The organism is Glycomyces sp. NPDC050141 (assembly GCF_055586545.1).
The window spans coordinates 1-25,460 of record NZ_JBVJHZ010000046.1; the positions used below are offsets into that span (position 1 = coordinate 1).

General features: G+C 70.3%; 23 protein-coding genes. 17 read left to right on the forward strand and 6 right to left on the reverse strand.

The features are described 5' to 3' along the window. Positions 1-157 precede the first annotated feature (157 nt). Positions 158-574, reverse strand: a complete 417-nt coding sequence (locus tag ACZ60M_RS21975) for a CBS domain-containing protein (protein WP_465420822.1) — start codon at positions 572-574, stop codon at positions 158-160. Positions 575-661: 87 nt separating this feature from the next. Further along, the gene (locus ACZ60M_RS21980; protein WP_465420824.1) at positions 662-2,500 is read right to left on the reverse strand and encodes a transketolase; all 1,839 of its coding nucleotides are present in this window, start codon (positions 2,498-2,500) and stop codon (positions 662-664) included. 203 nt (positions 2,501-2,703) lie between these two features. On the opposite strand from ACZ60M_RS21980, the gene ACZ60M_RS21985 reads away from it, so the two are divergent. From ACZ60M_RS21985 to araA, 6 genes are all read left to right on the forward strand, one after another. Further along, positions 2,704-3,213, forward strand: coding sequence for a DUF4383 domain-containing protein (locus tag ACZ60M_RS21985; protein ID WP_465420885.1), 510 nt, complete (start codon positions 2,704-2,706; stop codon positions 3,211-3,213). 271 nt (positions 3,214-3,484) lie between these two features. Continuing rightward, complete coding sequence (locus tag ACZ60M_RS21990; RefSeq protein WP_465420826.1) at positions 3,485-3,997, forward strand: phage holin family protein; 513 nt, start codon at positions 3,485-3,487, stop codon at positions 3,995-3,997. After that, entirely contained in the window at positions 3,994-4,566 is a 573-nt protein-coding gene (locus ACZ60M_RS21995) for a hypothetical protein (protein ID WP_465420828.1), read from the forward strand. Before ACZ60M_RS21990 ends, ACZ60M_RS21995 begins: the two co-directional genes overlap by 4 nt. A 386-nt stretch (positions 4,567-4,952) precedes the next feature. Further along, positions 4,953-6,617: a ribulokinase gene (gene araB, locus ACZ60M_RS22000; RefSeq protein WP_465420830.1), complete on the forward strand. Its 1,665-nt coding sequence runs from the start codon at positions 4,953-4,955 to the stop codon at positions 6,615-6,617. Beyond that, positions 6,614-7,303: an L-ribulose-5-phosphate 4-epimerase gene (locus tag ACZ60M_RS22005; RefSeq protein WP_465420832.1), complete on the forward strand. Its 690-nt coding sequence runs from the start codon at positions 6,614-6,616 to the stop codon at positions 7,301-7,303. The genes araB and ACZ60M_RS22005 overlap by 4 nt, the downstream gene beginning before the upstream one ends. Before the next feature lie 4 nt (positions 7,304-7,307). Then, positions 7,308-8,801 carry an L-arabinose isomerase gene (gene araA, locus ACZ60M_RS22010; RefSeq protein ID WP_465420833.1) on the forward strand — a complete coding sequence of 498 codons (1,494 nt, stop codon included), beginning with the start codon at positions 7,308-7,310 and terminating at the stop codon, positions 8,799-8,801. 94 nt (positions 8,802-8,895) lie between these two features. On the opposite strand, the gene ACZ60M_RS22015 is transcribed toward araA, so the two are convergent. Together ACZ60M_RS22015 and ACZ60M_RS22020 are read right to left on the reverse strand one after the other, a co-directional pair. Then, entirely contained in the window at positions 8,896-9,240 is a 345-nt protein-coding gene (locus tag ACZ60M_RS22015; RefSeq protein WP_465420835.1) for a hypothetical protein, read from the reverse strand. Between the two features lie 151 nt (positions 9,241-9,391). Further along, entirely contained in the window at positions 9,392-10,561 is a 1,170-nt protein-coding gene (locus ACZ60M_RS22020; RefSeq protein WP_465420837.1) for an ROK family transcriptional regulator, read from the reverse strand. A 129-nt stretch (positions 10,562-10,690) separates the two neighbouring features. Between ACZ60M_RS22020 and ACZ60M_RS22025 the strand changes: the two genes are divergently transcribed. The 7 genes from ACZ60M_RS22025 (at position 10,691) to ACZ60M_RS22055 (ending at position 19,048) form a co-directional block, all read left to right on the forward strand. Continuing rightward, a complete protein-coding gene (locus ACZ60M_RS22025; protein WP_465420839.1) occupies positions 10,691-11,935 on the forward strand; it encodes an MFS transporter in 1,245 nt (414 codons plus the stop codon). 230 nt (positions 11,936-12,165) lie between these two features. Beyond that, entirely contained in the window at positions 12,166-12,753 is a 588-nt protein-coding gene (locus ACZ60M_RS22030; RefSeq protein ID WP_465420841.1) for a TMEM165/GDT1 family protein, read from the forward strand. A 10-nt stretch (positions 12,754-12,763) separates the two neighbouring features. Next, a complete protein-coding gene (rnhA, locus tag ACZ60M_RS22035; RefSeq protein WP_465420842.1) occupies positions 12,764-13,228 on the forward strand; it encodes a ribonuclease HI in 465 nt (154 codons plus the stop codon). Positions 13,229-13,475: 247 nt separating this feature from the next. Next, the gene (locus tag ACZ60M_RS22040; protein ID WP_465420843.1) at positions 13,476-14,354 is read left to right on the forward strand and encodes a tetratricopeptide repeat protein; all 879 of its coding nucleotides are present in this window, start codon (positions 13,476-13,478) and stop codon (positions 14,352-14,354) included. 134 nt (positions 14,355-14,488) lie between these two features. After that, positions 14,489-15,403 (forward strand): arginase family protein, encoded by a 915-nt coding sequence (locus ACZ60M_RS22045; protein ID WP_465420845.1) that lies wholly within the window; start codon positions 14,489-14,491, stop codon positions 15,401-15,403. A gap of 80 nt (positions 15,404-15,483) precedes the next feature. Next, positions 15,484-17,754: an ABC transporter substrate-binding protein gene (locus ACZ60M_RS22050; RefSeq protein ID WP_465420847.1), complete on the forward strand. Its 2,271-nt coding sequence runs from the start codon at positions 15,484-15,486 to the stop codon at positions 17,752-17,754. A gap of 106 nt (positions 17,755-17,860) precedes the next feature. Continuing rightward, positions 17,861-19,048: an RtcB family protein gene (locus ACZ60M_RS22055; RefSeq protein WP_465420848.1), complete on the forward strand. Its 1,188-nt coding sequence runs from the start codon at positions 17,861-17,863 to the stop codon at positions 19,046-19,048. A gap of 73 nt (positions 19,049-19,121) precedes the next feature. Here the strand turns inward: ACZ60M_RS22055 and ACZ60M_RS22060 are convergent, their stop codons facing one another. Both ACZ60M_RS22060 and ACZ60M_RS22065 read right to left on the reverse strand, forming a co-directional pair. Beyond that, positions 19,122-19,922: a hypothetical protein gene (locus tag ACZ60M_RS22060; protein ID WP_465420850.1), complete on the reverse strand. Its 801-nt coding sequence runs from the start codon at positions 19,920-19,922 to the stop codon at positions 19,122-19,124. Between the two features lie 109 nt (positions 19,923-20,031). Next, on the reverse strand, positions 20,032-20,637 hold the full coding sequence (locus ACZ60M_RS22065) for a TetR/AcrR family transcriptional regulator (protein WP_465420852.1): 606 nt from the start codon (positions 20,635-20,637) through the stop codon (positions 20,032-20,034). Positions 20,638-20,818: 181 nt separating this feature from the next. Between ACZ60M_RS22065 and ACZ60M_RS22070 the strand changes: the two genes are divergently transcribed. The 4 genes from ACZ60M_RS22070 (at position 20,819) to ACZ60M_RS22085 (ending at position 25,424) form a co-directional block, all read left to right on the forward strand. After that, positions 20,819-22,339 (forward strand): MDR family MFS transporter, encoded by a 1,521-nt coding sequence (locus ACZ60M_RS22070; protein ID WP_465420886.1) that lies wholly within the window; start codon positions 20,819-20,821, stop codon positions 22,337-22,339. An 86-nt stretch (positions 22,340-22,425) separates the two neighbouring features. Next, complete coding sequence (locus tag ACZ60M_RS22075) at positions 22,426-23,001, forward strand: TetR/AcrR family transcriptional regulator (protein ID WP_465420854.1); 576 nt, start codon at positions 22,426-22,428, stop codon at positions 22,999-23,001. Then, entirely contained in the window at positions 22,985-24,535 is a 1,551-nt protein-coding gene (locus tag ACZ60M_RS22080; protein ID WP_465420856.1) for a nitrilase-related carbon-nitrogen hydrolase, read from the forward strand. The genes ACZ60M_RS22075 and ACZ60M_RS22080 overlap by 17 nt, the downstream gene beginning before the upstream one ends. Before the next feature lie 526 nt (positions 24,536-25,061). Next, positions 25,062-25,424: a hypothetical protein gene (locus ACZ60M_RS22085; protein WP_465420858.1), complete on the forward strand. Its 363-nt coding sequence runs from the start codon at positions 25,062-25,064 to the stop codon at positions 25,422-25,424. The last annotated feature ends 36 nt before the right edge of the window (positions 25,425-25,460 follow it).

The following is a 25,460-nucleotide window of genomic DNA, read 5'->3' on the forward strand; positions in this document are numbered from 1 at the left end:
AGAGGGGGAGGGGACGGAGGCCGTCCCCGCGCTGGGGGGGGGGGGAGGGGGGGCGGGGGGGGGGGGGGGGGGCCCCCCCCCCCCCCCCCCCCCCCCCCCCCCCCCCCCCCCGCTTCCACCCCCTGTGGTCATGCTTCCCAAGGACTCCCTGTCCGGGTCAGGCCTTGATGGAGCTCAGGACCTCGCCGGTGGCCGTTTCCGGCATCCGGTTGGCGATGTCCGCGAGCGTGATGATGCCGACGAGACGGTGGTTGTCGATCACCGGCAGCCGGGAGATGTGGTGCTCCTTCATCTTGGCCATCGTGATGTCGACGTCCTCGTTCGCGTTGGCGAGGATCAGGTGGCGCTGCGGCAGCTGGTCCACCGTGTAGGTCTCGGCGTCGTGGCCTTTCGCCATGACATGCAGGACCAGGTCCCTGTCGGTGACCATGCCGTGGAGCTTGTCGTCGTCCGCGCCGCAGATCGGCATCGAGCCGACGTCCATCTCGGCCATCATCCGGGCCGCGTTCGCGGCCGTGTCGTTGCTTTTGACGCAGGTGCATCCGGTGTGCATGAGATCGCGTGCGGTTGCCATGCTGGTCGTCTCCGTTCGTTGAGCCGTTGACACGAGTATCGTTCGCGTCGCTGTCCGATGCGGCGTTTTGCGGGTTCTCCGGATTTGTCAGGCCACGAGCCGCTGCGCGGCCCGCACGATCGCCGCCGCGTCGATCCCCGCCGCCGCCAGCTGCTCGGCCGGCCCCGCCGAACCGGGCATGCCGCGCACCGCCAGTTTGTGGAACCGCACGTCAGGGATCTGCCCCGCCACCGCGTCCAAGACCGCGTCCCCCAGGCCCCCGACCGGCCAGTGGTCCTCGACCGTGAGCACCCGGCCCGTATCCGCGGCCGCCTGCCGGATCGCCGCCGCATCCAGCGGCTTCACCGAGTACGCGTCGATCACCCGCACCGGGATGCCCTCGTCGGCCAGCCGCTCGGCCGCACTCAGGCTCTCCGACACGGTGATACCGGCCGCGACGATCACCGCCCTGTCATGCGGCGAAGCGACCAGGGTCCGGCTGCCGCCCACCGGGAACAACTCGTCACTGCGGTAGATCACCGGCGTCGCCGCGCGCGTCGTCCGCAGGTAGCTGATGCCCGGCAGGTCCGCCATCGTCGCCGTCAGATGCGCGCACTGGTTCGCGTCGCACGGGTACAGCACCACGCTGCGCCACAGCGCCCGGAACATCGCCATGTCCTCCAAGCCCATCTGGCTCGGCCCGTCCGCCCCGATCGACACGCCCGCGTGCGAACCGACCACGCGCAGGTCCGCGCCGCCGATCGCGGCCATCCGCAGGAAGTCGTGCGCGCGCGTCAGGAACGCCGCGAACGTCGACGCGTACGGAATCCACCCCTGCGACTGCAGCCCCACCGCCGCACCGATCATCAGCTGCTCCGCGATATAGCACTCGAAGAACCGGTTCGGGAACGCCTTCCTGAACGCCGCCGTCCGCGTCGAATCGGCCACCTCGCCGTCGACGACCACCACGTCCGGGTTCGCCTCCCCCAAAGCCACCAGCGCCGCACCGAAACCGTCCCTCGTCGCCACCGCGCCCCCCACCGGGAACGACGGCCGCACGAGCTGCCGCGACGGCACCGACCGCCTCGGCTCCGACGACCGCGGCGGATGCACGCTCACACGCGCCTCCCGCACGCCCCCGAGCTCCACCACCGCCTTCTCCGACTCGTCGAGCGGCCTCCCGTGCAGCCCCTCCTTGTCCTCCGCGGCCGCGACCCCCTTGCCCTTGCGGGTCCGCGCGAGGATCGCCGTCGGCCGGTCCTGGTGCTCCGCCTCCGCGTACGCCCGGTCGATCGCCGCCGGATCGTGCCCGTCGATCTCCACCGTGTGCCAGCCGAACCCGCCGATCTGCGCCGCATAAGCCCCCGTGTCCCACCCGTACCGGGTCGGCCCCGTCTGACCCAGCCGGTTCACGTCCACGATCGCGCACAGGTTCCCCAACCCGAAATCCGCGGCCGCCGCGAACGCCTCCCACATCGAGCCCTCCGCGACCTCCCCGTCACCGCACAGCACCCACACGCGCGCAGGCGAACCCGACAGGCGCGCACCCAGCGCCATCCCCACCCCGATCGGCAGCCCCTGCCCCAGCGACCCCGTCGCCACGTCCACCCACGGCAGCCGCGGCGTCGGATGCCCCTCCAGATCCGAACCGAGCCGCCGGTACGTCAGCAGATGCTCCTCGTCGATCACGCCCGCCGCGTGCAGCATCGCGTACAGCAGCGGCGACGCATGCCCCTTCGAGAACACCAGCCGGTCGTTCCCCGGCAGGTGCGGATGCTCGAAGTCGTAGCGCAGATGCCCCGCCAACAGCCCCGCCATCAGATCCGCCGCCGACATCGACGACGTCGGATGCCCCGAACCCGCCCGGGCCGACGCGCGCACCGCGTCCACCCGCAACTGCTGGCCGAGCTCGGCGATATCCCCGGTACGGGCCTCGACGACGCCCACGGCTCCTCCTCGTGTCGGCGGCCTGGAAGCTCAGGACTACCCGCGTCCACCCGCCCGAAACCGGGTGTCGCAGCGGCCCTCCCGGGTACCCGAACCATGCGGGTCCGCAAGGACTCCGCGGCGCGCCGCTCCGCCTGAGGATGCCCATAGGCGGGCGGGCGGCGCGCTCGAGTGAAGGGGGAGGAACGATGAACTCGCACTCGATGCCCGCCAGCGGACACCACTGGTGGGCGGCCGAACGCCGCCGCACCACCGCCATCCAGGACGGTGCGGCAGGAGTGGGCCTCGTGTTCGTGCTCGTCGGCGTACTCGGATTCCTGCCGGGCATCACCACGGACTTCGACAGCATGACCTTCTCAGGGTCCGACTCGGGGGCCGAACTCCTCGGCATCTTCCAAGTCTCCGTGCTGCACAACCTGGTCCACCTCGCCTTCGGCGTGCTCGGCCTCTTCCTGGCCTGGACCGTCCGGACCGCCCGCTGGTACCTCATCGGCGGCGGCGTCGTGTACCTGCTGCTCGGCATGTACGGCTTCCCCGTCGGCGACCAGCACGCGGGCAACTTCCTGCCCGCCAACACCGCCGACGACTGGCTGCACCTGGCGCTCGGCCTCGGCATGATCGTCCTCGGACTGTTCCTGCACGCCAAGCTCCCCAAGCAGAGCGAAGCGCGCGGCGAAGGCGACTTCGGCGAGACGGGCCGCGGCGCGGCCTGACCGCGCCCGGCAGAACGGCACTGCGGGACGGATTCCCGCAGCGCCGTCCAGGTGCGCCGCCGACCCGGCGCGGAGCCCTCTACGAACCGCGCCAGGCGGCGGGTGTCCCCGCAAGCCCGGCTTGCCGGAGAGGGCTACCCCGGCGCCGCCGAAGTATGCGCCGCCCCCGCCAGCCGCACCCCCGGGTTTCCCCCGACCCGAACAGGGAACCCGAACCCCACCCCACCCGGTCGAAACCGGACACCGACCCGAGACGGAGAGAGGTGAGGACATGGAGGTCCGACACGACCCCGAGGCCCGGGCCCGCGCCGCCGCGCGGGAACACGCCGAACGGGCCGACACCGACCACGGCGCCCATGAGCGGACCCGCCGCGGCAGGGGCCGCCACGACTGGGACGAACAGGACCGCTCGGTCGGCCAGATCGTCGGCGACCTGACGTCCCAGGTGGCGCACCTGGCGCGCGTCGAAGCCGCACTGGCCGCACGCGAGATCGGCGACAAGGCCAAACGCGGCGCGGTCGGCGGCGGCATGTTCGCGGTCGCCGGCGTCATCGCGTTCTACGGCGGGGCGGCGCTGGCCCTCGCGGCGGGCATCGCGCTCGCGCTGGTGTGGCCGGCGTGGCTGGCCGCGATCGCGACCGGCGTGGCGCTCTTCGCGGTTGCGGGAATCTTTGCGCTGGTGGGGCGCGCCAAGCTGCGCTCGGCCCTGCCGCCGGTGCCCGACGAGACGATGGAGCACGCCCGGGAGGACGTCCGGGCCCTGCGAGGGAGGATGGAGCGATGACCGGTTGGACGGTGCCGCCGAGTGCGGCCCTCCCGCCCGGCGCCGGGCTCGCGCCGCCCCCGGCGGTGGGGATGCCCTACCGGCCGGAGGACGAGCGGCCCGAGGTCGAGGAGAACCTTGCGCGGCAGCGCGAGTGGGCGAAGCAGGACGCCGAGGCGGACCGGCACAAGTCCACTGCGGACTTGGAGCGGGACGCCGCGCGGACCCGAGAGCGGGTCAACGACGCGGTGCTGGAGCTGCGGGCGAAGCTCGGGCTCGATCCCGATGCGGCGCATGCGCACGGGCCGTTCGCGCCGGTGCGGCGCCACCCGCTGACGGTGGCGATCGCGGCGGCTGGCGCGACGACGGCGGCGGTCTTCGGGGCGCACCTCATCCGCGACCAGCGCCGGTCGTCGAAGGCCGCGCGCGACGCGGCGCGGGAGGCGATCAAGGCGACCGAGCGGCGCCGCAAGGCGACGCGCAAGGCCGCGCGCAAGCGCTGGAGGGCGGCGAAGCACGCCTTCGGCGCGGCGGCGTTCGTCGTAGAGAAGCGTCGCAGGAAGGCGATGCGGCGACTCACGCATCGTTGAGTCTCACGCGCGACTGAGGCGACGGGAGCGGCGGGCCACGCCCCGCCGCGAAACGTGAGCGGAGAGTCTTCGCAAAACGGACAATGATGGGCCCCCGGTCTAAACCCTGACGCATGGGTACGACATTTCTGTGCGGTGGCGATGTCGGTCACATTCGGGGGTGGGGTTGCGGTTGGGAGGCGCCGGAATCGATCCGGTATTTCCGGTTCGGGGTCCCGATCGTCGGACCACTGCTGGTACCGAACGTGTGAATGCGTTAGGTTGTTGGGGATCCAACTCTGTGCATACGCCGCCCTCCAGGGGCGGAGCAGCAGGATGTGAGCGATCACTTTTTACTTGAGCACCTCGACGAACGAGTCGAAAACGAGCACCCCCAAGGAGGCGCAATGACTGGCAGCGACAACGGTGCCGTTGCTATCGGGATCGACTTCGGCACCCTGTCAGGCCGGGTCGTCGTCGCTTCGGTAGCCGACGGCCGCGAGCTGGCCAGTGCCGAGCACGTGTACGAGCACGGCGCCATCGAGGAGGCCTTGCCGGGCTCCGGCGTCCGCCTCGGCCGCAGCTGGGCGCTCCAGTCGCCCAAGGACTGGGTCGACGTGCTCCGCAACGCCGTGCCCGCCGCGATTGCCGCCGCCGGTGTGAGCCCCGACCAGGTCGTGGGCATCGCGACCGACTTCACCGCGTGCACGATCCTCCCGACCACCGCCGACGGCACGCCGCTGTGCGAGCTGGACGAGTTCAGCGACCGCCCGCACGCGTGGCCGAAGCTGTGGAAGCACCACGCCGCGCAGGGCCAGGCCGACCGCATCAACGCCGTCGCCGCCGAGCGCGGCGAGTCCTGGCTGCCCCGCTACGGCGGCAAGATCTCCTCGGAGTGGGCCTACGCCAAGGGCCTCCAGCTCCTGGAGGAGGACCGCGAGGTCTACGACCGCGCCGAGCGCTGGATCGAAGCGGCCGACTGGATCGTGTGGCAGCTGTGCGGCCAGGAGACCCGCAACTCCTGCACCGCCGGTTACAAGGGCATCGTGCAGGACGGCGAGCGTCCCTCCCGCGAGTACCTGGCCGCGCTCAACCCCGACTTCGCCGACTTCAACGCCAAGATGGAGCACCCGCTGCTTCCCCTGGGCGACAAGGCGGGCGAGCTCACCGCGCAGGCCGCCGAGTGGACGGGCCTGAACGCGGGCACTGTGATCGCCGCCGGGAACGTCGACGCGCACGTCACCGCCGCCTCCGCGAAGGCCGTCGGCCCCGGCCAGATGGTCGCCATCATGGGCACCAGCACCTGCCACGTCGTCAACGGCGAGAACCTGACCGAGGCCCCGGGCATGTGCGGCGTGGTCCGCGACGGCATCACCAAGGGCCTGTGGGGCTACGAGGCCGGGCAGTCCGGTGTGGGCGACATCTTCGCGTGGTTCACCAAGAACGGCGTCCCCGGCGAGTACACCGCCGAGGCCGACAAGCGCGGCATCTCGATCCACCAGTACCTGACCGAGCTCGCCGAGGGCCAGGCCGTCGGCCAGCACGGCCTCGTCGCGCTCGACTGGCACTCGGGGAACCGCTCCGTCCTGGTCGACCACGACCTGCACGGCGTCATCCTCGGCCTGGGCCTGCAGTCCAAGCCCGAGGACATCTACCGGGCGCTGGTCGAGGCGACCGCGTTCGGCACCCGCATGATCGTCCAGACCCTCGTCAAGGCGGGCGTCCCGATCAACGAGTTCGTCGCCGCGGGCGGCCTGCTGAAGAACAAGTGGCTCATGCAGACCTACTCGGACGTGCTGCGCATGCCGATCACGGTCCTCACCTCCCAGCAGGGCCCGGCCCTGGGCTCGGCGATCCACGCCGCCGTCGCGGCGGGCGCCTACCCGGACATCGTCGCGGCCGCCGAGGCCATGGGCAAGGTCGAGCGCAACGCCTACGTCCCCGACGAGGCCCGCGCCGACGCCTACGACGAGCTGTACGCCGTCTACGAGGAGCTGCACGACCACTTCGGCCGCGGCGGCTCCCGCGCACTGCACACGCTGCACAAGATCGCCACGGAGGCAACGAAATGACGTTCAAGACGACTGCGGCCGTCGAGGAGATGAAGGTCAAGGTGTGCAACCTGCACGCCGAACTCCTGCGCTGGGGCCTGGTGACCTGGACGAGCGGGAACGTCTCGGGCCGCGTCCCGGGCACCGACCTCATCGTCATCAAGCCGAGCGGCGTCTCCTACGACGACATGAAGCCCGAGCTCATGGTCGTGACCGACCTGGAGGGCAACATCCTCGACGGCGACCTCGCGCCCTCCTCGGACGCTGAGAGCCACAACGTGGTCTACCAGGAGATGCCCGAGGTCGGCGGCGTGGTCCACACGCACAGCCCGTACGCGACCGCGTGGGCCGCGCGCGCCGAGCCGATCCCGTGCGTCATCACGGCGATGGCCGACGAGTTCGGCGGGGAGATCCCGCTGGGCCCGTTCGCGCGCATCGGCTCCGACGCGATCGGCAAGGGCATCGTCGAGACCCTGCGGGGGCACCGCTCCCCGGCCGTGATCATGCAGAACCACGGCGTGTTCACGATCGGCAAGGACCCGAAGTCCGCCGTGAAGGCCGCCGTCATGGCCGAGGACGTGGCGCGCACCGTCCACATCTCGCGCCAGCTCGGCGAGCCGGTCCCGATCCCGCAGGCGGACATCGACAAGCTCTACGACCGCTACCAGAACGTCTACGGCCAGCAGCCGTCCTCCAAGGAGCAGTAAAGCAATGACTAAAGAACTCTGGTTCGTCACCGGCAGCCAGCACCTGTACGGCCCCGAGGCCATCGAGCAGGTCGCCCAGAACTCGGCCGACATCGTCGCCGGGCTCGACGGTGCGGCCGCGATCCCGGTCAAGGTCGTCGCGAAGCCGGTGCTGACCACCCCGGACGAGATCCGGAAGGTGCTGCTGGAGGCCAACGCCTCGGACTCGTGCATCGGCGTGATCGCGTGGATGCACACGTTCTCGCCCTCGAAGATGTGGATCTCCGGGCTCGGCGTGCTCCAGAAGCCGCTGCTGCACCTGCACACGCAGCACAACCGCGACCTGCCGTGGGCCGACATCGACATGGACTTCATGAACCTGAACCAGGCCGCCCACGGCGACCGCGAGTTCGGGTACATGCTCACCCGCATGCGCCACCGCCGCAAGACCGTCGTGGGCCACTGGGCCGACCCGCAGGTCCAGGAGCGCGTGGGCAACTGGTCCCGCGCCGCGCTGGGCTGGAACGAGGCCCAGAACCTCAAGCTGGTCCGCTTCGGCGACAACATGCGCTACGTCGGCGTCACCGAGGGCGACAAGACCGAGGCGCAGATCAAGCTTGGCGTCGAGGTCAACACGTACGGCGTGAACGAGCTCGTCGAGCGCGTCGCGTCCATCGAGGACAAGGCCGTCGACGACCTCGTCAAGGTCTACGAGGCCGACTACGACGTGGTGCCGGAGCTGCGCGAGGGCGGCGACCGCCACGAGTCGCTGCGCGACGCGGCCCGCATCGAGCTGGCCCTGCGCTCGGTCCTGGAGGAGCACGGCGCGAAGGCGTTCACGGACACCTTCGAGGACCTGGGCGCGCTCAAGCAGCTCCCGGGCATCGCGGTGCAGCGCCTCATGGCCGACGGCTACGGCTTCGGCGGTGAGGGCGACTGGAAGACCTCGATCCTGGTGCGCCTCATGAAGGTCATGGCCACGGGCCTGGAGGGCGGCACGTCCTTCATGGAGGACTACACCTACAACCTGGGCGCGGAGTCGCCGCAGATCCTCGGCGCGCACATGCTCGAGGTCTGCCCGACGATCGCCTCTGAGAAGCCGAAGGCGGAGATCCACCCGCTCGGCATCGGCGGCAAGGAGGACCCGGTCCGCCTGGTCTTCACCGCCCCGCCCGGCCCGGCGATCTGCGTGGGCATGATGGACCTCGGCACGCGCCTCCGCTTGGTGGCCAACGAGGTCAACACGGTCGAGCCCGACGAGGACCTGCCGAACCTGCCGGTGGCGCGGGCCGTGTGGGAGCCCCTGCCGGACCTCCAGACCTCGGCCGAGTCCTGGCTCACCGCGGGCGGGCCGCACCACACCTCGTTCACGCAGGCGTTCGGCCGCGAGGTCCTGGAGGACTTCGCCGAGATCTCCGGCCTCGAACTGGTCGTGATCGGCGAGGGCACCAACGCCCGCGAGTTCAAGCAGGAACTCCGCTGGAACCAGGTCTACCACCACCTCGAGGGCGGCATCTAGCAAGCGCAGCAAGCGAATCGGTCGGCGATCCGCTAGCAGACCGTAGAGGGCGGGACGGGCCTACCGTTCCGCCCTTGCGGTTCTGTCGACTCGGTCAGCGCCGCCGCAGCATTGACGGCAGCGTTGCGATCGCCAGCCAGATGAACGAGAGCAGCGGCAACACCACTACCGCGAGGATTGCGGCTCCCGGCACGATGAAGCAGAGGATGGCTTCGCCCTTGGCATCACTCAGCTGTTCGTCGAGGGAGACTTCGCGTCCGTATTGTCCGCCAGCTGAAACCTCATGACACGAGACCTGCTCGGAGGGGACGCAATCAACCTTGGGGTGCTCGAAGTGGTAGAGGCCGGCCAAGAGGAGGATAGTTCCGATCCCGGCGAGGGCAAGCCAGACAACGACGAACCGGACCATTGTTCTCGAGTTCTCTGCTCGCTTGGTCATGTTCGTCTCCCGCTCTGCGCCCCAACGGCTTCAGAGTACGAAGTTTCCTGAAAAGAGCAAGTGATGAGCTGAGACTTCTTCGGTCTCGGAAGGCTGCCCGCACCCCCGGCGTTTCGCGCGGCCTCGAGTCAGCCCAGCCTTCGTGCCCCGCTCAGCTTCGGCTTCCCAGGCGGTCCTTCACCCACTCCGCTCGCACGATCGCGTCCCAGGCGATCTCGGCGGCGCCCGTCAGCGGACCCGCTTCGCCCACGGTGCCCGGCACGATCTTCGGCGGCTCGTCGCGGCGGAACGCCATCAGGCCTTCGCGGCAATGATCCTCGATCAGCCCGCGCCGCAACCGGATCAGGTCCACGCCCATCCCCGACAGGCTGATCGCCTCCGGGTCGAGGGCGTTCGCGAGCGCCCCGAGGCCTTTGCCGAGCGCGGCCGCGTTGTCGTCCAGGGCCGCCGCCGCCTCAGGTTCCCCGGCTTCCGCGCGGCGCAGTATCTCTTGCGCCAGTTCGCGTCCGGTGCCGAAACCCGGCTCCTTCCCGAACCGCCGCACGAGCGCGTTCGCGCCCACGTCGAGGCTCCAGCAGCCGCGCACCCCGCACATGCACTCCAGTGCGGACCCGGTGAGCGGCATGTGCCCGAACTCCCCGGCGATGTTGTGCCCGCCGCGCTGCGCGTCGCCCGCAAGGAGGAGGGTGCCGCCGATGTCGAAGTCGATGTGGAAGTGCAGCGCGGTTCCCATGCCGCGCAACGCGCCCCGCCGGGATTCGGCGAGCCCGGCGAGTCGTGCGTCGTTGTCGATCACCGTGGGGGGCCAGTCGTCGCCGATGACGTCGTTGAGTTCCACCTCGCCCCAGCCGAGGTGCGAGATGTGCAGCCGGTGGCCGTCGCGGATCGGGCCGGAGGTCGCGAAACCGAGCATCGCCAGGCGCGGCGTCTCGTGCCGCGCGACGGCGGCGCGGATCTGCGTGAAGACGTTCGGGGTGCGGTCGTGCTCGCCGGTCTCGAGCTCGGTGATCGCGCCGCCGAGCCCGACTGAGGCGAGCGTCCACGTGTCCTCCCGAAAGTCCACCGCAAACGCCACGGGCCCTTCGGGATGCGGGACGAGGAGGGTCGTGGGCCGCCCGCGTGCGCCGCTTTCGGCGGGGACCTCGTGGAGGAGGCGGACCTGTTCGAGTTCGCCGACGAGCGCGGCGGCGGTGTTGCGGCCGATGCCGAGCAGCCGGGCGGCCTCGGCCCTGGTGAACGGCTCTGCGGCGTCGTGGACGGCGCGCAGCAGCCGGACCTGGTTGTGGACGCGGAGGTCGGCGCTGGTCATCGTCTGGGGCATGCAGGGATTATGCCAGCCGCCCGGAAATGTTTGTGCACAGCTTGAACATAATCCTTGACGATCACGCCTGAGCCTTGTTATGTTCTTATCGAGAACAAAAGAGCCGCCCCCGACCGCGAGGACCCCGCTGTGCCCACCGCAACGAAACCCCAGTACCCGCCCGCCCTGCGCCGCGCCCGCATCGGGCTGCACGGCGCCTTCGCCACCTCCGGCTTCGTCATGGGCGCCTGGGCCGCCTCGCTGCCCGGCATCGACGCCCGCCTCGGCCTCGGCGAAGCGAGGCTCGGCACCGCGCTCCTGCTCATCCAGCTCGTCGGCCTCGGCTCGATGGTCCTCGCGGGCCGCATCGCCGACCGCGTGACCAGCCGGAAACTGCTCCTGTGGACCGCGCCCGCCACGCAGCTCGTGCTCATCGCCCCCGCACTCGCCCCGAACTACACGTCGCTCCTCGCCTGCGCGGCCCTCTACGGCGTCGGCGTCGGCTTCATCGAGGTCGGCATCAACGCCCACTCGGTCGAGCTCGAACAGCGCTACGGGCGCCCCATCATCTCCGCTTTCCACGGCCTGTGGAGCCTCGGCAGCGCCCTCGCGGGCGCCGCCACCGCCGTCGCCCTCGGCATCGGCTTCGGCGGCCAGACCGTCCTCATCGCCCTGGCCCTCATCAGCGCGGTCGCCATGGCCGCCTTCACACGTCCGCTGCTGCCGCCCCCGGGTCGAGACAACTCCGGCGGCAGCAGCGGAGCCCCCGTCCGCCGCATCGGCGCGCTGCTCCTCGCCGCGCTGTTCGTGCTCGGCCTCGGTGGGCACCTCATCGAGTCCGGCGCGATCGACTGGGCGAACCTCCACGCCGCCAACGTCCTCGAAGCGGACGACGCCCTCGCGCCCCTCTCCTACACCGTCTTCGCTGTCGCCATGACCGTCTTCCGGCTCTTCGGCGACCCCATCCGCGCGAAGCTCGGCCCCGGCACCACGCTCCTGTGGGCCGGAACCACGGCCACCGCCGGATACGTCCTCGTCCTTGTCTCGGGCACGTCTTTCGGAGGCGCAGTCGGCGGTCTCCCCCTCGCCTGGGCCGGCTGGCTCCTCGCCGGGAGCGGCATCGCCATCATCGTCCCGGTCCTGTTCAGCGCCATCGGCGAAGCCGGAGGGACGCCCTCGAACGTCGCCCTCATCTCCATGTCCGGCTCGACCGGGCTCCTCATCGGCCCGGCTGCGATCGGCTACATCGCCGAGGCCACGAGCATCACGGCCGGGCTCCTCGTCCCCACGGTCCTGGCAGCGTTCGCCGCCTTCGCCGGGCCGCTCACCCTCCGCCGTCTCTTCAAGGACCGGGAGCCGCAGGCCGCCAAGGAGACCGCCTCGCTCGCATCGTGACTTTGCTCCAACACCGGCCGGACCCGTCGTGAACACGACGGGTCCGCGCGTATAGTTGCCAGCGCAGAAGGGGAGTAGCTCCCAACGCTGCGGTCGACATACTGGCTCTCGAGCCCGGCCGCACGGCCTCGGCTTCCGGGGCGAGCGAGACCTTCGACCAAGGCCGTACGGCCGGGTCGAGGTTCGCGACTGCCCTCCTCCCGGCGTGAACACTGGGAGGATCACCCTCAATGGACGCATTGCTCATCGCCGCAGGCATCGCCTTCGGCGCCGTCTTCGTCGGCGAGATGGGGGACAAGAGCCAGCTCATGGCCCTGACGTTCGCCACGAAGTACCGGATGCGCACGGTCATCCTCGGCCTCCTCATCGCCATCGGCGCGCTCATCGGCCTCTCCGTGGGCGTCGGCGCCGCCGCCGGGAACCTCCTGCCCACCGACTGGATCCGCCTCGCCGCGGCCGTCATGTTCATCGGCTTCGGCCTGTGGGGCCTCAAACCCGAGAGCGGCGGCGACGAGGAAGAGGGCCCGATCAAGGAGCGCCGCACCGGCCTGCTCACCGTCGTCACCGCCATGTTCCTCGCCGAGTTCGGCGACAAGACCATGATCATCGCGATGGGCATGGGCTCCAGCTACAACCCGTGGGGCGTGTGGATCGGCGGCACCGCCGGGATGCTCGCCGCCGACCTCCTCGCCGTGTTCGCGGGGGCCTGGGTCGCCAAGCGCATCCCCGAGAAGGTGATCCGCTACGTCTCCTCCGGGCTGTTCCTCGTGATCGGCGTCCTGCTGGCCATCGAGGCCGTGACGGCGCTCGCCGACTAAGCTGGCGGGCATGCCGAAACCGGACGCGAACGCGGACACCGCCGTCATCTACACCGACGGGGCGTGCTCCGGCAACCCCGGCCCGGGGGGCTGGGGGGTCTACTACCAGTGGGGCGGGCACGAGAAGGAGCTGTACGGCTCCGAGAAGGGCACCACGAACAACCGCATGGAGCTCATGGCCGCCATCCAGGCCCTGGAGACCCTCAAGCGCCCCATGGACGTCGTGCTCTACACCGACTCCTCGTACGTGCGCAACGGCATCACGTCGTGGATGAACGGCTGGAAGCGCAACGGCTGGATCAACTCCAAGAAGGAGCCGGTGAAGAACGCCGACCTGTGGCGCCGCCTCGACGAGGCGGCCGCCCGCCACACGGTCGACTGGCGCTGGGTCAAGGGCCACGCGGGCGACCCGGGCAACGAGCGCGCCGACCGCCTCGCCTGCAAGGGCCGCGACGAGGCCGCCGGGCGCCGCTGAGCCCGCTTATTCCCCTCGGGGGTGGCTGCGGGCTCCCGACGGCCGCTATCCGGCCCGTTTGCCCGCTCGCTGCGTTGTCGGCCCTCCCGATACAACACCGGTATCGGGAGGGCCTTCCGCCTTGCGAGCGAACAAACGGACTCGGATACCGACTCGCCGGGAGCCCGCAGCCACCCCCGCGCCGCGAACTCCACACCGCACCCGGCCCCCGCTCCCCGGCCACGATGAGAATGGAACAATCAGCACCATGAGCGACCAGGTACCGTCACGATTCTCCGGAGGCGTCGACCTCAGCACCCTCGCGGCCGCCGCCCAGCAGCAGGCCGCGCAGGCCCAGCAGGGCGGCCTCCCCAGCGGGGGCGTCCTCGCGATCGACGTCACCGACGCGACCGTCCAGACCGAGGTGCTCGAACGCTCCCTCGACGCGCTGGTCGTCGTCGCGTTCTGGGCCGACCAGGTGCCCGAGAGCCTCCAGGTGCGGGACGTCCTGCAGCGCCTCGCGGCCGAGGCCGGGGGCGCGTGGGTGCTCGCGAAGGCCGACGTGCTGCAGAACCAGCAGCTCGCCGCCGCCCTCCAGCTGCAGTCGCTGCCCGCGGTCGTCGCGCTCGCGCAGGGCCGCCCGCTCGACCTGCTCCAAGGCCCGCAGTCCGAGCAGGGCCTGCGCCAGTGGATCGGCCGCGTCACCCAGGCCGCCGGGCTCGACGTGCCGCAGCCGGTCGACCCCGAGCTCGCCAACGCCGAGAACCTCATGGTCGACGGCGACCTGGACGCCGCCGAGGCCGCGTACGACAAGTACCTGAAGAACCACCCGGCGTCCGGCGAGGCCGAGGCCGGGCTCGCGCAGGTGCGGATGCTGCGGCGCGTGGGGGCACTGCCCGACAACGCCGTCGCCATCGCCGACGCCGACCCGAACAGCATCGACGCGGCCCTCGCCGCCGCCGACCTCCAACTGCTCTCCGGGCAGGCCGAGGCCGCCTACGAGCGGCTGATCGCGCTCGTCGCCAAGAACTTCGGCGACGACCGCGAGCGCCTGCGCAAGCGCCTCGTCGAGCTGTTCACCGTCGCCGGGACCGACGACCCTGCGGTCGCCAAGGCCCGCCGCAAACTCAGCGCCGTCCTCTTCTAAGACCAAGCGCCGCAAGACGAAACGGACCTCCGCGCCACACCGTGGCGCGGAGGTCCGGCCGTTCGGTGGACCTCCGGAACTGGTGCCGGGGCGGTCGGCTGTGACAAGCTGGTGTGCAGTGTGGGAGGTGAGCGTTGCCAGCGACTCGGACGAGACGCATCGCGGTCCTCGACGCGCCCTCCAACCTCGGGCTGCGCCCGCCCACCCCCAGCACCGTGCCCGGCTGCGCGAAAGCCCCCGGCGCCCTGCGCGACCACCGGCTCCTCGCGCGGCTCAACGCCGTCGACGCCGGATGCCTCACCCCGCCCCGCTTCGACGCGTCCCAGTGGCGGCCCGGCGACGGCGTCGGCCAGGCGAAGGCCATCGCCGAGTACACCCGCCGCCTCGCCGACCGGGTCGAGCGGCTGTGGCAGGAGCGGCGCTTCCCGCTCGTCCTCGGCGGCGACTGCTCGATCCTCCTCGGCACGGTGCTCGCGGCCCGGCGCCGCACCGAACGCGACCGGCAGGACCGCGGCCTGGTCTTCATCGACGCCCACTCCGACTTCCGGCACCCCGGCAACTCGCAGTACGTGGGCGCGGCCGCCGCCGAGGAGCTGGCGCTCGCCACCGGCCGCGGCCAACCGGACCTGACCGACATCGGCGGCCTGCGCCCGTACGTCGACACCGACCACCTCGTGGTGCTCGGCCTGCGCGCGGACGACCCGCACCGCGTCGAGCTCGAAGCCTCCGGCGTCGCCATGCGCACCGTGCCCGCGCTGCGCGCCAACGGCGTCGGCCGCTCCGCCGAGTGGGCCCTGGACTCCCTCGGCGACGTGGCGACGTTCTGGCTCCACGTCGACACCGACGTCCTCGACCCCTCCGTGATGCCCGCCGTCGACGGCCCCGCGCCCGGCGGGATCTCGCTCGGCGAACTGAGCCAGATCATCACCACGTGCGCCGCCGACGACCGGTGCGCAGGCATGGACCTCACCGTCTTCGACCCCGACTACGACCCCGACGGCGAGTACGCGAAGGCCCTCACCGACCTCCTCGTGGAAGCCCTCCAGTAACCGCGGGAAGAACCCGAAACCGCTGAACCGCCGCGCCGATTCCAGTACTGCTATTGGGAGCACCTGGAGGAGGAGCGCACATGGCATCGAGACCGGCGGACGCGGCGGCACGCCGCAACCGGGTGTTCGCGCTGCTTCTCGCCGCGTGCCTGCTCGCGCTCGGCGCGGTCGCGTTCGCGCTGCTCAGCCGCGGCACCGGGACCGACCCGGTCTACATCGCCGTCGCCGGGAACATCGACGACTCGGGCCAGAACAGCCACGTCGAATCCGACCTCCTCCCCGGCGTGCGCATCGCCGTCGACAAGGTCAACGCCGCAGGCGGGATCGACGGCCGCCACGTCGAACTCCTCGCCTACGCCGACGGCGACGACCCCCTGCGCGCCAAGGCCAACGCCGAGACCATCGCCGCCGACGACCGGATCGCCGCCGTCATCGGCCACACCAGCACCGCCGCCTCGATGGCCGCCTACCGCGCCTACGCCAACGCCGGCCTCCCCGTGATCAGCCCCGTCGTCACCAGCGACGCCCTCACCGCCGACCGGCCCTGGTACTTCCAGGGGATCTTCGACGACAGCCAGCAGGGCATGTTCCTCGCCGCCTACATCGCGAGCGTCCTCGACCTCGACCGCGCGACGGTCGTCTGGGGCGACGACGGCTACGGCAGCGACGTACGCGCGGGCTTCACCTCCGCCTACCGGGGCCAGGTCACCGACCTGCCGCTCACCCTCGACAGCGCCAGTCTCAACACCCCCGGTCTCAGCAGCGGCACCGCGGCCGCGATCGACACGCTCGTCGCCCAGATCGCCGCGAACCCCGACCACGGCGCCATCGTCCTCGGCCTGCGCCCCGACGCGGCCGAGCGGATCATCCCCGACCTGCGCGCCGCGGGCGTCACCGAACCGATCATCGGCGGCAACAAGCTCAGCTCCGAGGCGTTCACCGCCGATATCCACCAGGCCCTCGTCGACCAGGACGCCACCGAAACCGAACGCGCCGCGCCCGTCTACGCCACCGCGCCCATGCTCACCGACTCCCTCACCGGCGCCGCCCTCGAATTCGTGCAGACCTTCGTGAGCCGCTACGGCTACGTCCCCGACTGGCCGGCCATCACCGGCAGCGACGCCGTCACCCTCATCGCCACCGGGCTCGCCGGAACCGACCCCGACGACACCCCCGCCGCCCGCGACGGCCTCCGCGCCGCCTGGGAGGCCATGACCCTCCCCGAGACCGCCGCAGAAGGCCTCACCGGCCCCCTCTACTTCGAGGACCGCACCCTGGTCCGCCCGGTCCGCATTGGCGTCTACAACGGCACCAGGCCCGTCTCCGCGCCCGTCCAGCTCGTCCCCTACGACCCCGCCTCCGGCCAGGACCTCGCCGCCGAACTCGCCGCGGGCGAAGCCGTCGAGTTCGAACAGGAAGTCCTCATCCCCACCCAGATCGTCAGCACCGGCTTCAACATCAACGAGATCCGCGACCTCAACACCCAGTCCGGGACGTTCACCGCCGACCTCTTCCTGTGGTTCACCTACACCGGCGGCGACGAGGTCACCGACGTCTGGTTCCCCAACGCCGCCGACAAGAACCTCGGCCTCGGCGAACCCCTGGAGTCCAAACAGGTCGGCGACACCAAATACCGGCTCTACCACGTCGAAGGCGTCTTCGAAGCACAGCTCGAGTTCCGCTCCTTCCCCTTCGACCGGCAGCACCTGCCGATCGTGCTCCAGCACCGCACCCTGCCCGACAGCGCCGTCGTCTACGTCCTCGACGCCACCGTGCGCGAGCAGACGCAGGAGGAGCGGCTCACCAGCGCCGGCGACTCCAGCAGCACCATCGACCGCATCCCCAACTGGCATGTGGACACCCTGTTCTTCCACTCCGAGACCGTCGGCACCACCGCGAACCTCGGCGACCCCGAACTGGACAGCTCCGGCATCCACTACAGCCAGTTCGTCGCGGAGATGGAGGTCAGCCGCGACGTGGGCGGCTTCCTCGTCAAGAACCTCCTGCCGCTGTGCCTGCTCGTGATGGCCACGTACGTGTCCCTCTTCCTCGGCTACGACGCCGTCACCTCGCGCGTGTCGATGGCCATCACCGGCATCCTCAGCTCCGCCGTCATGCTCAACTCGGTGACGAGCGTGCTCCCCGCGATCAGCTACACCGTCGCCATCGAGTGGCTCTACTACCTCTTCATCCTGATCTGCGTGGGCCTCCTCGTCGTCGACCTCGTCGGCTCCTCCTGGGCCGCCAAGGGCCGCAAACGCCGCCTGCGCTGGCTCACCATGGGCTCCCGAATCGCCTACCCGGTCGTAGTCCTCAGCGCCGCCGCAACCTACTGGATCGTCTTCTCCTAGAGCACTTCCAATAAATGCGTTGATCTTTCACGTTCCGACGTAGGACTATTGACCCCGCAACTCGGCGCCGGTTGTCCACAATGCCCCCTCTGAGAGGAGCCCTTCCATGTCTTTCACCGACCTCAAGTCCAAAGCGGCTCCGATCCGCCTGTGGGGCGACGTCGACGCGGTCGAACCGCAGGCGCTCGGCCAGCTCCACAACATCGCGAAGCTGCCGTGGGTCCACGGTGTCGCCGTCATGCCCGATGTGCATTACGGCATCGGCGCGACCGTCGGTTCCGTCATCGCCATGCGCGGTGCGGTCTCTCCGGCGGCGGTCGGCGTCGACATCGGCTGCGGCATGACCGCGCAGCGGACCTCGCTCACCGCCGAGGACCTGCCCGACGATCTCGGGCGGCTGCGCTCGGCGATCGAGGCGGCCATCCCGGTCGGCCAGGCCATGCACAAGAGCTCGGTCGACACCGGTCACGTCAAGACGGGCCTGCACGGCTGGCACGAGTTCTGGGCGGGCTTCGGCGAACTGGCGCCGCAGGTGGCGCGCCGGACCGAGGCGAAGGCCATGAAGCAGCTCGGCACGCTAGGTGGCGGAAATCACTTCATTGAAGTATGTCTATCTAATGACGGTGCGGTCTGGCTGATGCTCCACTCCGGTTCCCGGTACGTCGGCAACGCCCTCGCGCAGCACCACATCGAGAAGGCGAAGGGACTGCCGCACAACGCGAACCTGCCCGACCCCGACCTGGCGGTGTTCGTTTCGGACACCCCGCAGATGGAGGCCTACCGGCGGGACCTGTTCTGGGCGCAGGAGTACGCGCGGCGCAACCGGGCGATCATGATGGCGCTGTTCCGACAGGTCGTCAAGAAGAAGTTCGCGAAGGTCCGCTTCGAGCCCGAGATCTCGGTGCACCACAACTACGTGGCCGAGGAGACCCACGACGGCCAGGACCTGCTGGTCACCCGCAAGGGCGCGATCCGGGCGGGCCTGGGGGACATGGGGATCATCCCCGGTTCGATGGGCGCTTCGAGCTTCATCGTGCGCGGGCTGGGGAACGGGGACGCGTACGAGTCGGCCTCGCACGGCGCGGGGCGGAAGATGAGCCGGAACGCGGCGAAGAAGCGCTTCACGGCCGAGGACCTCATCGCCCAGACCGAAGGCGTGGAGTGCCGCAAGGACACCGGGGTTCTCGACGAGATCCCGGGCGCCTACAAGGACATCGAGGAAGTCATGGCGGCGCAGACCGACCTCGTGGAGGTCGTGGCGCGGCTGCGTCAGGTCGTCTGCGTCAAGGGCTGACCTTCGACTGGTGAAGGGCCGGACGGGAAACCGTCCGGCCCTTCGGCTTGCGCTGCGCGCATGGTCTGCTTCGTCAGCTCGCCGTCTGCTCTGCTTCGGCCGGCTCGCCGGTACGGCGCTTGCGCAGGGCGGTCCAGGCGGCTTGGAGGGCTGCGGCCACGGCGCCGACGGCGAGCACGCCGGGCGCGAATATCTCGATCCCCATGAACCCGGGCGGGACGGCGTCCGGGTCGTCGCTGTAGAACAGCCAGGGGCTGCCGATCGCGATGGCGGCGAGCAGCACTGCGCCGAATCCGTACGCGATCCGTCGGGCGGGCCGCCGCCAGGCCGCGAGCGCCAGCAGGGCGGCCGCGGCGGTGTAGACGAGCGCGAGCCATCCGGCGGGGGACTCGGGGTCGACGGCGCCGCTGATGTAGAGCGTCAGGACGAACAGCGACATCGCCAGGACCACGAGCGCGCCGGCCTCGGCGAGGAACGAGCCCGAGCCGGTGCGGGGGCGCTTCCAGACGGCCAACAGGAGCCATGCCGGGGGCATCGCCAAGAGCGTGATGAAGATCGGGGTCACGAGCGCTTCGCCGAGAGACCAGTCCGAGCCGGTCCAGATGTACCCGAACCAGGCGTAGAAGGTGAGCACCCAGCAGACCGGCGCCATGATCCACGCGGTCCGCTTCAGGACGCGGTTCCCGGCGCACAGCGCGGTGGCGACGGCCGCCCAGAGCGCGGCGAAGCAGGCGATGACGCCGAAGGCCGCGTCCATCGGCGCGACGTAGTCGTTGAAGACGCTCATTGCGACTAGTGCGACGGCGAGCGGCCCGGTGATCCAGGCGATGCGGTGCTTGGCGGCGCCGCCGGTGGTGTTCGGTGCGGTGGTCATGGGGCCAGTCTCCGGGGCCTCCACCACCGCCGGTTCGGCGAATCGGACACTGATTGTCGGTTCCCTACAACGGATCTCGGGCCTTCGCCCGGTTTGGGACCGGAATTTTCTAGGTTTCCTCCAACCGGGCGGCGGCGATGAGCGGCATGACGACCTGGTCGAGGATCTCGTCGATCACCGTCTCGGGAGCCGGGCGGCCCTTCATGAGGAAGTGCTGGGTGAGCAGGCTCGGCGCGAGGTTCACGATGCGGGGGTGGAGTGCCTCGGGCCGTACGGTGCCGTTCGCGATGCCGGTCTCGAGAATCTTGGCGAAGACCCGGATGCGGGGCTGCTCGATGGCTTCGCGCAGCCGCTCGTCCTCCTGCTCGGCGGTGGCGCGCAGTTCGCCCACCCAGCCGCGCATGGCCTCGCCTCCGGGACCGGCCTGGTTCTCGGTGATGCGGCGCATGACGTGTGCCATGTCGGCCCTGACGTCGCCGCTGGGTTCGAAGACCGTGTCGACCTCGGTGGCCTTGTAGCGGGCGGCGGCGCGGACGAGGTGCGCGCGGTCGGGCCAGCGCTTGTACAGGGACGCCTTGCCGGCCTTGGCGCGGGCGGCGATGGCCTCCATGCGCAGGTTGGCGTAGCCGACCTCGGCCAACTCCTCGAGCGCGGCCTCGAAGATGGCGCGTTCGAGGTCGCCGCCGCGTCGGCGGCTCGCTGTGGAATCGGTCACCGGGCATCCCTTCGGTAGTGAACGATGCGTTCACTAAATGCTAGCGTCAGATAAGAGACGCAGCGTTCACTCCACTGCGTCGCTCACGTCTCCGGCCGCCGGGCCCTTCGACCCCCGGCCCTCCTCCAGCAACACCCTAGGAGGCCGTCTCTTGACCGCCGCAACCGCCGCTCCGGCGCCGATGACCCACCGCGAAGTCCTCCGGGCGCTCTCGGGCCTGCTCATGGTCCTGTTCGCAGCCATGGTCTCCTCCACTGTGGTCTCCGTCGCGCTCCCGCAGATCGTGGGCGACCTCGAAGGCACGCAGTCCCAGTACACGTGGGTCGTCACGGCGACCCTCCTGGCGAGCACCGCCTCGACGCCGGTGTGGGGCAAGCTCGCCGACCTGTTCGACAAGAAGCGCCTGCTGCAGGTGGCGATCGGCATCTTCGCGACCGCCTCGCTCCTGTGCGGCCTGGTCGAGAACACGGGCCAGCTCATCGCCCTCCGCGCCGTCCAGGGCCTGGGCATGGGCGCGCTGCAGGTGCTCGTGCAGGTCATCATCGGCGCGATGGTGAGCCCGAAGGAACGCGGCCGCTACAACGGCTACCTCGGCGGCGTCATGGCCGTCTCCACTGTGGGCGGTCCGCTGCTGGGCGGCGCGATCACCGACACCGACTGGCTCGGCTGGCAGTGGTGCTTCTTCCTGGCTGTCCCGATCTGCGTTGCCGCGTTCGCGATGCTCTCGCGGACCCTGCACCTCGCCGAGGCCAAGCGCACCGACGCCAAAGTGGACTACCTCGGCGCGACCCTCATTGCGGCGGGCGTCAGCCTGCTGCTCCTGTGGGTCACGTTCGTGGGCAACGACTTCGACTGGATCTCCTGGCAGACGGCCGCCATGGTCGCCGGTTCGGCGGTCCTGCTCGGCGCGGCCGTGGTCGTCGAGACAAAAGTGGGAGAACCGGTCGTCCCGGTGCACGTCCTCAAGCGCCGCGACCCGGCCCTAGCCACCGTGGCGAGCCTCGCGGTGGGCATGGCCATGTTCGGCGGCGCGGTCTTCCTCGGCCAGTACTTCCAGATCTCGCGCGGCTTCTCGCCCACCGAGGCGGGCCTGCTGACGATCCCGATGATGTTCGGCGTCATGGTCGCCTCGGCCGTCGCCGGATGCCTGGTCTCCCAGACCGGGCGGGTGAAGCCGTACATCATCGCCGGGACCCTGGTCCTGACCGGCGGGTTCGCGATGCTCGCGACGATCGACCACGAGACGAACCTGGTGTTCATGGGCGCCGGCATGTTCCTCGTCGGCACCGGCGTCGGCATGTCCATGCAGAACCTCGTGCTCGTGGTCCAGAACTCGGTCCCGCTGCGCGAGCTCGGCGCCGCCTCCGGCGCGATCACGTTCTTCCGCTCGCTCGGCGGCACGGTCGGCGTCTCGGTCCTCGGCGCGGTCCTCGCCAACCAGGTCGCCGACAAGATCGCCGACGGCCTTGCCGCCCTGGGCATCCAGGCGACCGGCGGCAGCGCCAGCCTGAACCTGGACGCCATGCCCGAACCGGTCGCCGAGATCGTGCGGGCCGCCTACGGGGACGCGACCGGGCACCTGTTCCTGATCTCGGCCTGCATCGCCGCCGCCGGGTTCGTGGCCGCGCTGTTCCTCAGCCCGGTCCAGCTCCGCGAGACCGTCGACCTCGCCGAGGAGGAACCCGCCCTCGCCGGCAGCTGACCGGAACGAACACGGGCCGGGCCTGGGCATCGCGCTCAGGCCCGGCCTTCGTTTACGCCGTACACATTCTTGTGTATGGTGTAAACATGAGTTCGACTTCCGACCGGATCGCCGTCGTCGCAAAGGAACTGGTCACCGAAGGCGGCAGCGCCGCCGTCAGCATGCGCAAGATCGGCGACGCCCTCGGCCTGTCCCCGATGGCCGTCTACCGCCACTTCCCTAATCGCGAGGCCCTCCTCGCGCGCGTCGCCGACGACATGTTCACCGACGTCCACGACCGCCTCAGCCGCAAGGCGATCCCGCCCGACACCGTCGAAGCCCTCCACGGCGCCGTCGACGACCTCGTCGACCTCGCCCTCGACCGCCCCCGCCAGTTCGCGTTCATGTTCATCGAACCCCGCGAAGGCGCCCGCACCTTCCCCGGCGACTTCAGCGTCGGACGCTCCCGCCTCTTCGGCCTGCTCACCGGCATCATCGACACCGGCATCGACAACGGCACCCTCGCCCCCGCCGACTCCTGGAAGATCGGCCTCACCCTCACCGCCAACCTCTACGGCCTCGCCGCCCTCTATCAGGGCGGCCGCATCGCCCTGGACGACAACGGCTTCCGCGACCTGTGCCACGACTCCCTCGAAAGGCTCCTCAATGGCATCCTCGCTTGAACGACCCCTGCCCTGGGCACTCGGCGCCGCCGCCGCGACCGCCCTCATGTACGCGTTCGGCTTCGCCCTCGACCCCGTCTCCTGGCTCATGTGGACCGCGCCGGTCCCGCTCCTGCTCGTCCTGCCCCGCATCGGCTTCTGGACCGCCCTCCTCGCGGCCGAACTCGCCTGGCTCGGCGGCACCGCCCGCATCTGGTACTACCTCGCCGAATCCCTCGAGATGCCCGCCGTGTTCCTCATCGTCTCGGCGGTCATGTTCACCGGCATGTACACCGCCGTGACCCTCCTCTACCGGGCCCTGATCCGACGCGGACGCCACTGGTTCGCCTTCCTCGCCATGCCCTCCGGCGTCGTCGCCGTCGAATACCTCGGCTCGGTCGTCAACGCCGAAGCCGGCGGCGAATGGTGGAGCTTCGCCTACACCCAGGCCGACAACACCGCAGTGCTGCAACTGGTCGCAGTGACCGGCATCTGGGGCCTGACCTTCCTGCTCACGGCCGTCCCGACCGCCGCTGCGACCCTCCTCGCCCCCGGCATGGAACGCAAGGGCCGCATCGGCATCGCCGCCACCGCGGCCGCGTGCCTCGCCGCGACCCTCGCCTTCGGACTCGCCAGGCCCGTCGACCAGGGCGACACGATCCGCGCGGCCGCCCTCGCCCTCCCCACCGACGAGGACTCCATCCGCATCGACACCGACAAGGCCGAGGCGCTGTTCGCCGACTACCGGGCCGAGATCACCCGCCTCGGCGACAGCGACGACATCGACGTGCTCGTCCTGCCCGAGAAGACCTTCCACCTCACGATGGAAGAGTCCGGCCCCTACCTCGACCGCTGGTCCGCGCTGGCCGCCGAAGCGGGCATCGACCTGGTGTTGGGAGTCGCCTTCGACTACGGCGACGACGTGTTCAATGCGGCCGTATGGATTCCCGCCGACGGCTCCAGCATGGGGGAGTACCACAAGCAGCACCTCATTCCCGGCCTCGAAGACTGGATGACCGCCTCCGCAACCGGCCCCGAGTTCGTCGGCGAGCAGCGCTGGGCGCTCACCATCTGCAAGGACCTCGACCACACTGCGACCATCGCCGAATACGGCGACAACGACGCCGGACTCGTCCTCGCCCCGGCGCTGGACTTCACTGTGGACGGATGGTGGCACAGTCGCGTCGCCGTCACGCGAGGCGTCGAGCAGGGCTTCTCACTCGTGCGGGCCGGACAGATCGGCCTCATGACCGTCAGCGACGCCTCAGGTGAAGTCCTCGCCGAAGACGAGCGGCTGGCCGTCGCCGACGTTCCCACGGGCAACGTGGAGACGGTCTACGGCTACCTCGGGAACTGGTTCCTGATCCCGGTGCTGGTGATGCTGCTGGCAGGCATCGCCGCCGCGATCCCCGGACGCTACGACTCGATCCGGCGGATCGGGCCGGGGAGCACCGCGATGAGGCGCGCGAGGTCGTCTTTATTGGCGCCCACGGTGCTCACCCTGCGGCGGTCGCCGTTCGGCAGTTCACGCATGATGTGCCTGCCGTCGAAGTAGACGCGCTCGCCTTTCGGGGCGCCGATGCCCTTGGTGCCCGGGCCGACTGCCATGAAGACCGTGAGGGCATTGGTCTCGGTGTCGTACCGGTACCGCGGGCGGAACAGCGATCGCACGCCGCCCGCCAGGAACGCGAGGCCCGCGATGGCGAACGGCCCCATAGTCGGCACGAACGGCATCAGCAGCGACAGCGCCGCGCAAATCAGCAGCACGATACCCATGGCGCACATGACGACCGACCACCGGCGGGCGAACCGGATCACGACCTGGCGGGACACGGGCGAAGGGGAAGTATCAGGGGTGGAGGACATCACGACTCCGATGGGCGAGGAGCGGAAGGGAACCCCAGGATAGCGACTCGCCGCTCAGGATGCCCGAGAGCAGCGAAGCCGAAGCCGAATGCCGCACTCTCGCAGCCGGGTTGCTGCAGCGTCGCCGTTTGCGTTGACGCCCGCGCAACGGTCCGTGCGGTGGACTGGTCCCCTCCGGCCGGGTCCCTCCCGGCCGCGGCGAAAGGACGGACCCGATGGAGACCTTCAAGAAGGCAGCGATGTGGGCGGGCATCGCCGCCACCGGACTGATCGGCATCGTCCTGCTCGGGGGCGGCAAAGTGCAGTCGGGAACGCTCCTGATCCTCACGGCGTTCGCCATGGCGGCGCCGTTCAAGCGGCGCAGGCTGCCCCTCTGGGTCCGCATCGGACTGATTATTGCGGTGTACACCCTCGTGGCCTGGAACATCTCCACCACAGAACTTCCCGCTCCCTCAGACGGGATGACGGTGGGGTGCAGGACTGAGCACGCCGACTGGTACACGCCCACCGGGATCGAGTTCATCGACCAGCTGCAGTACATCTTCAGCGGATTCCTCGCCCAAGCGGAGCCGTCCTAGCACCGTAAAGCCCGCAACGACGAAGGCCCGGGCGCA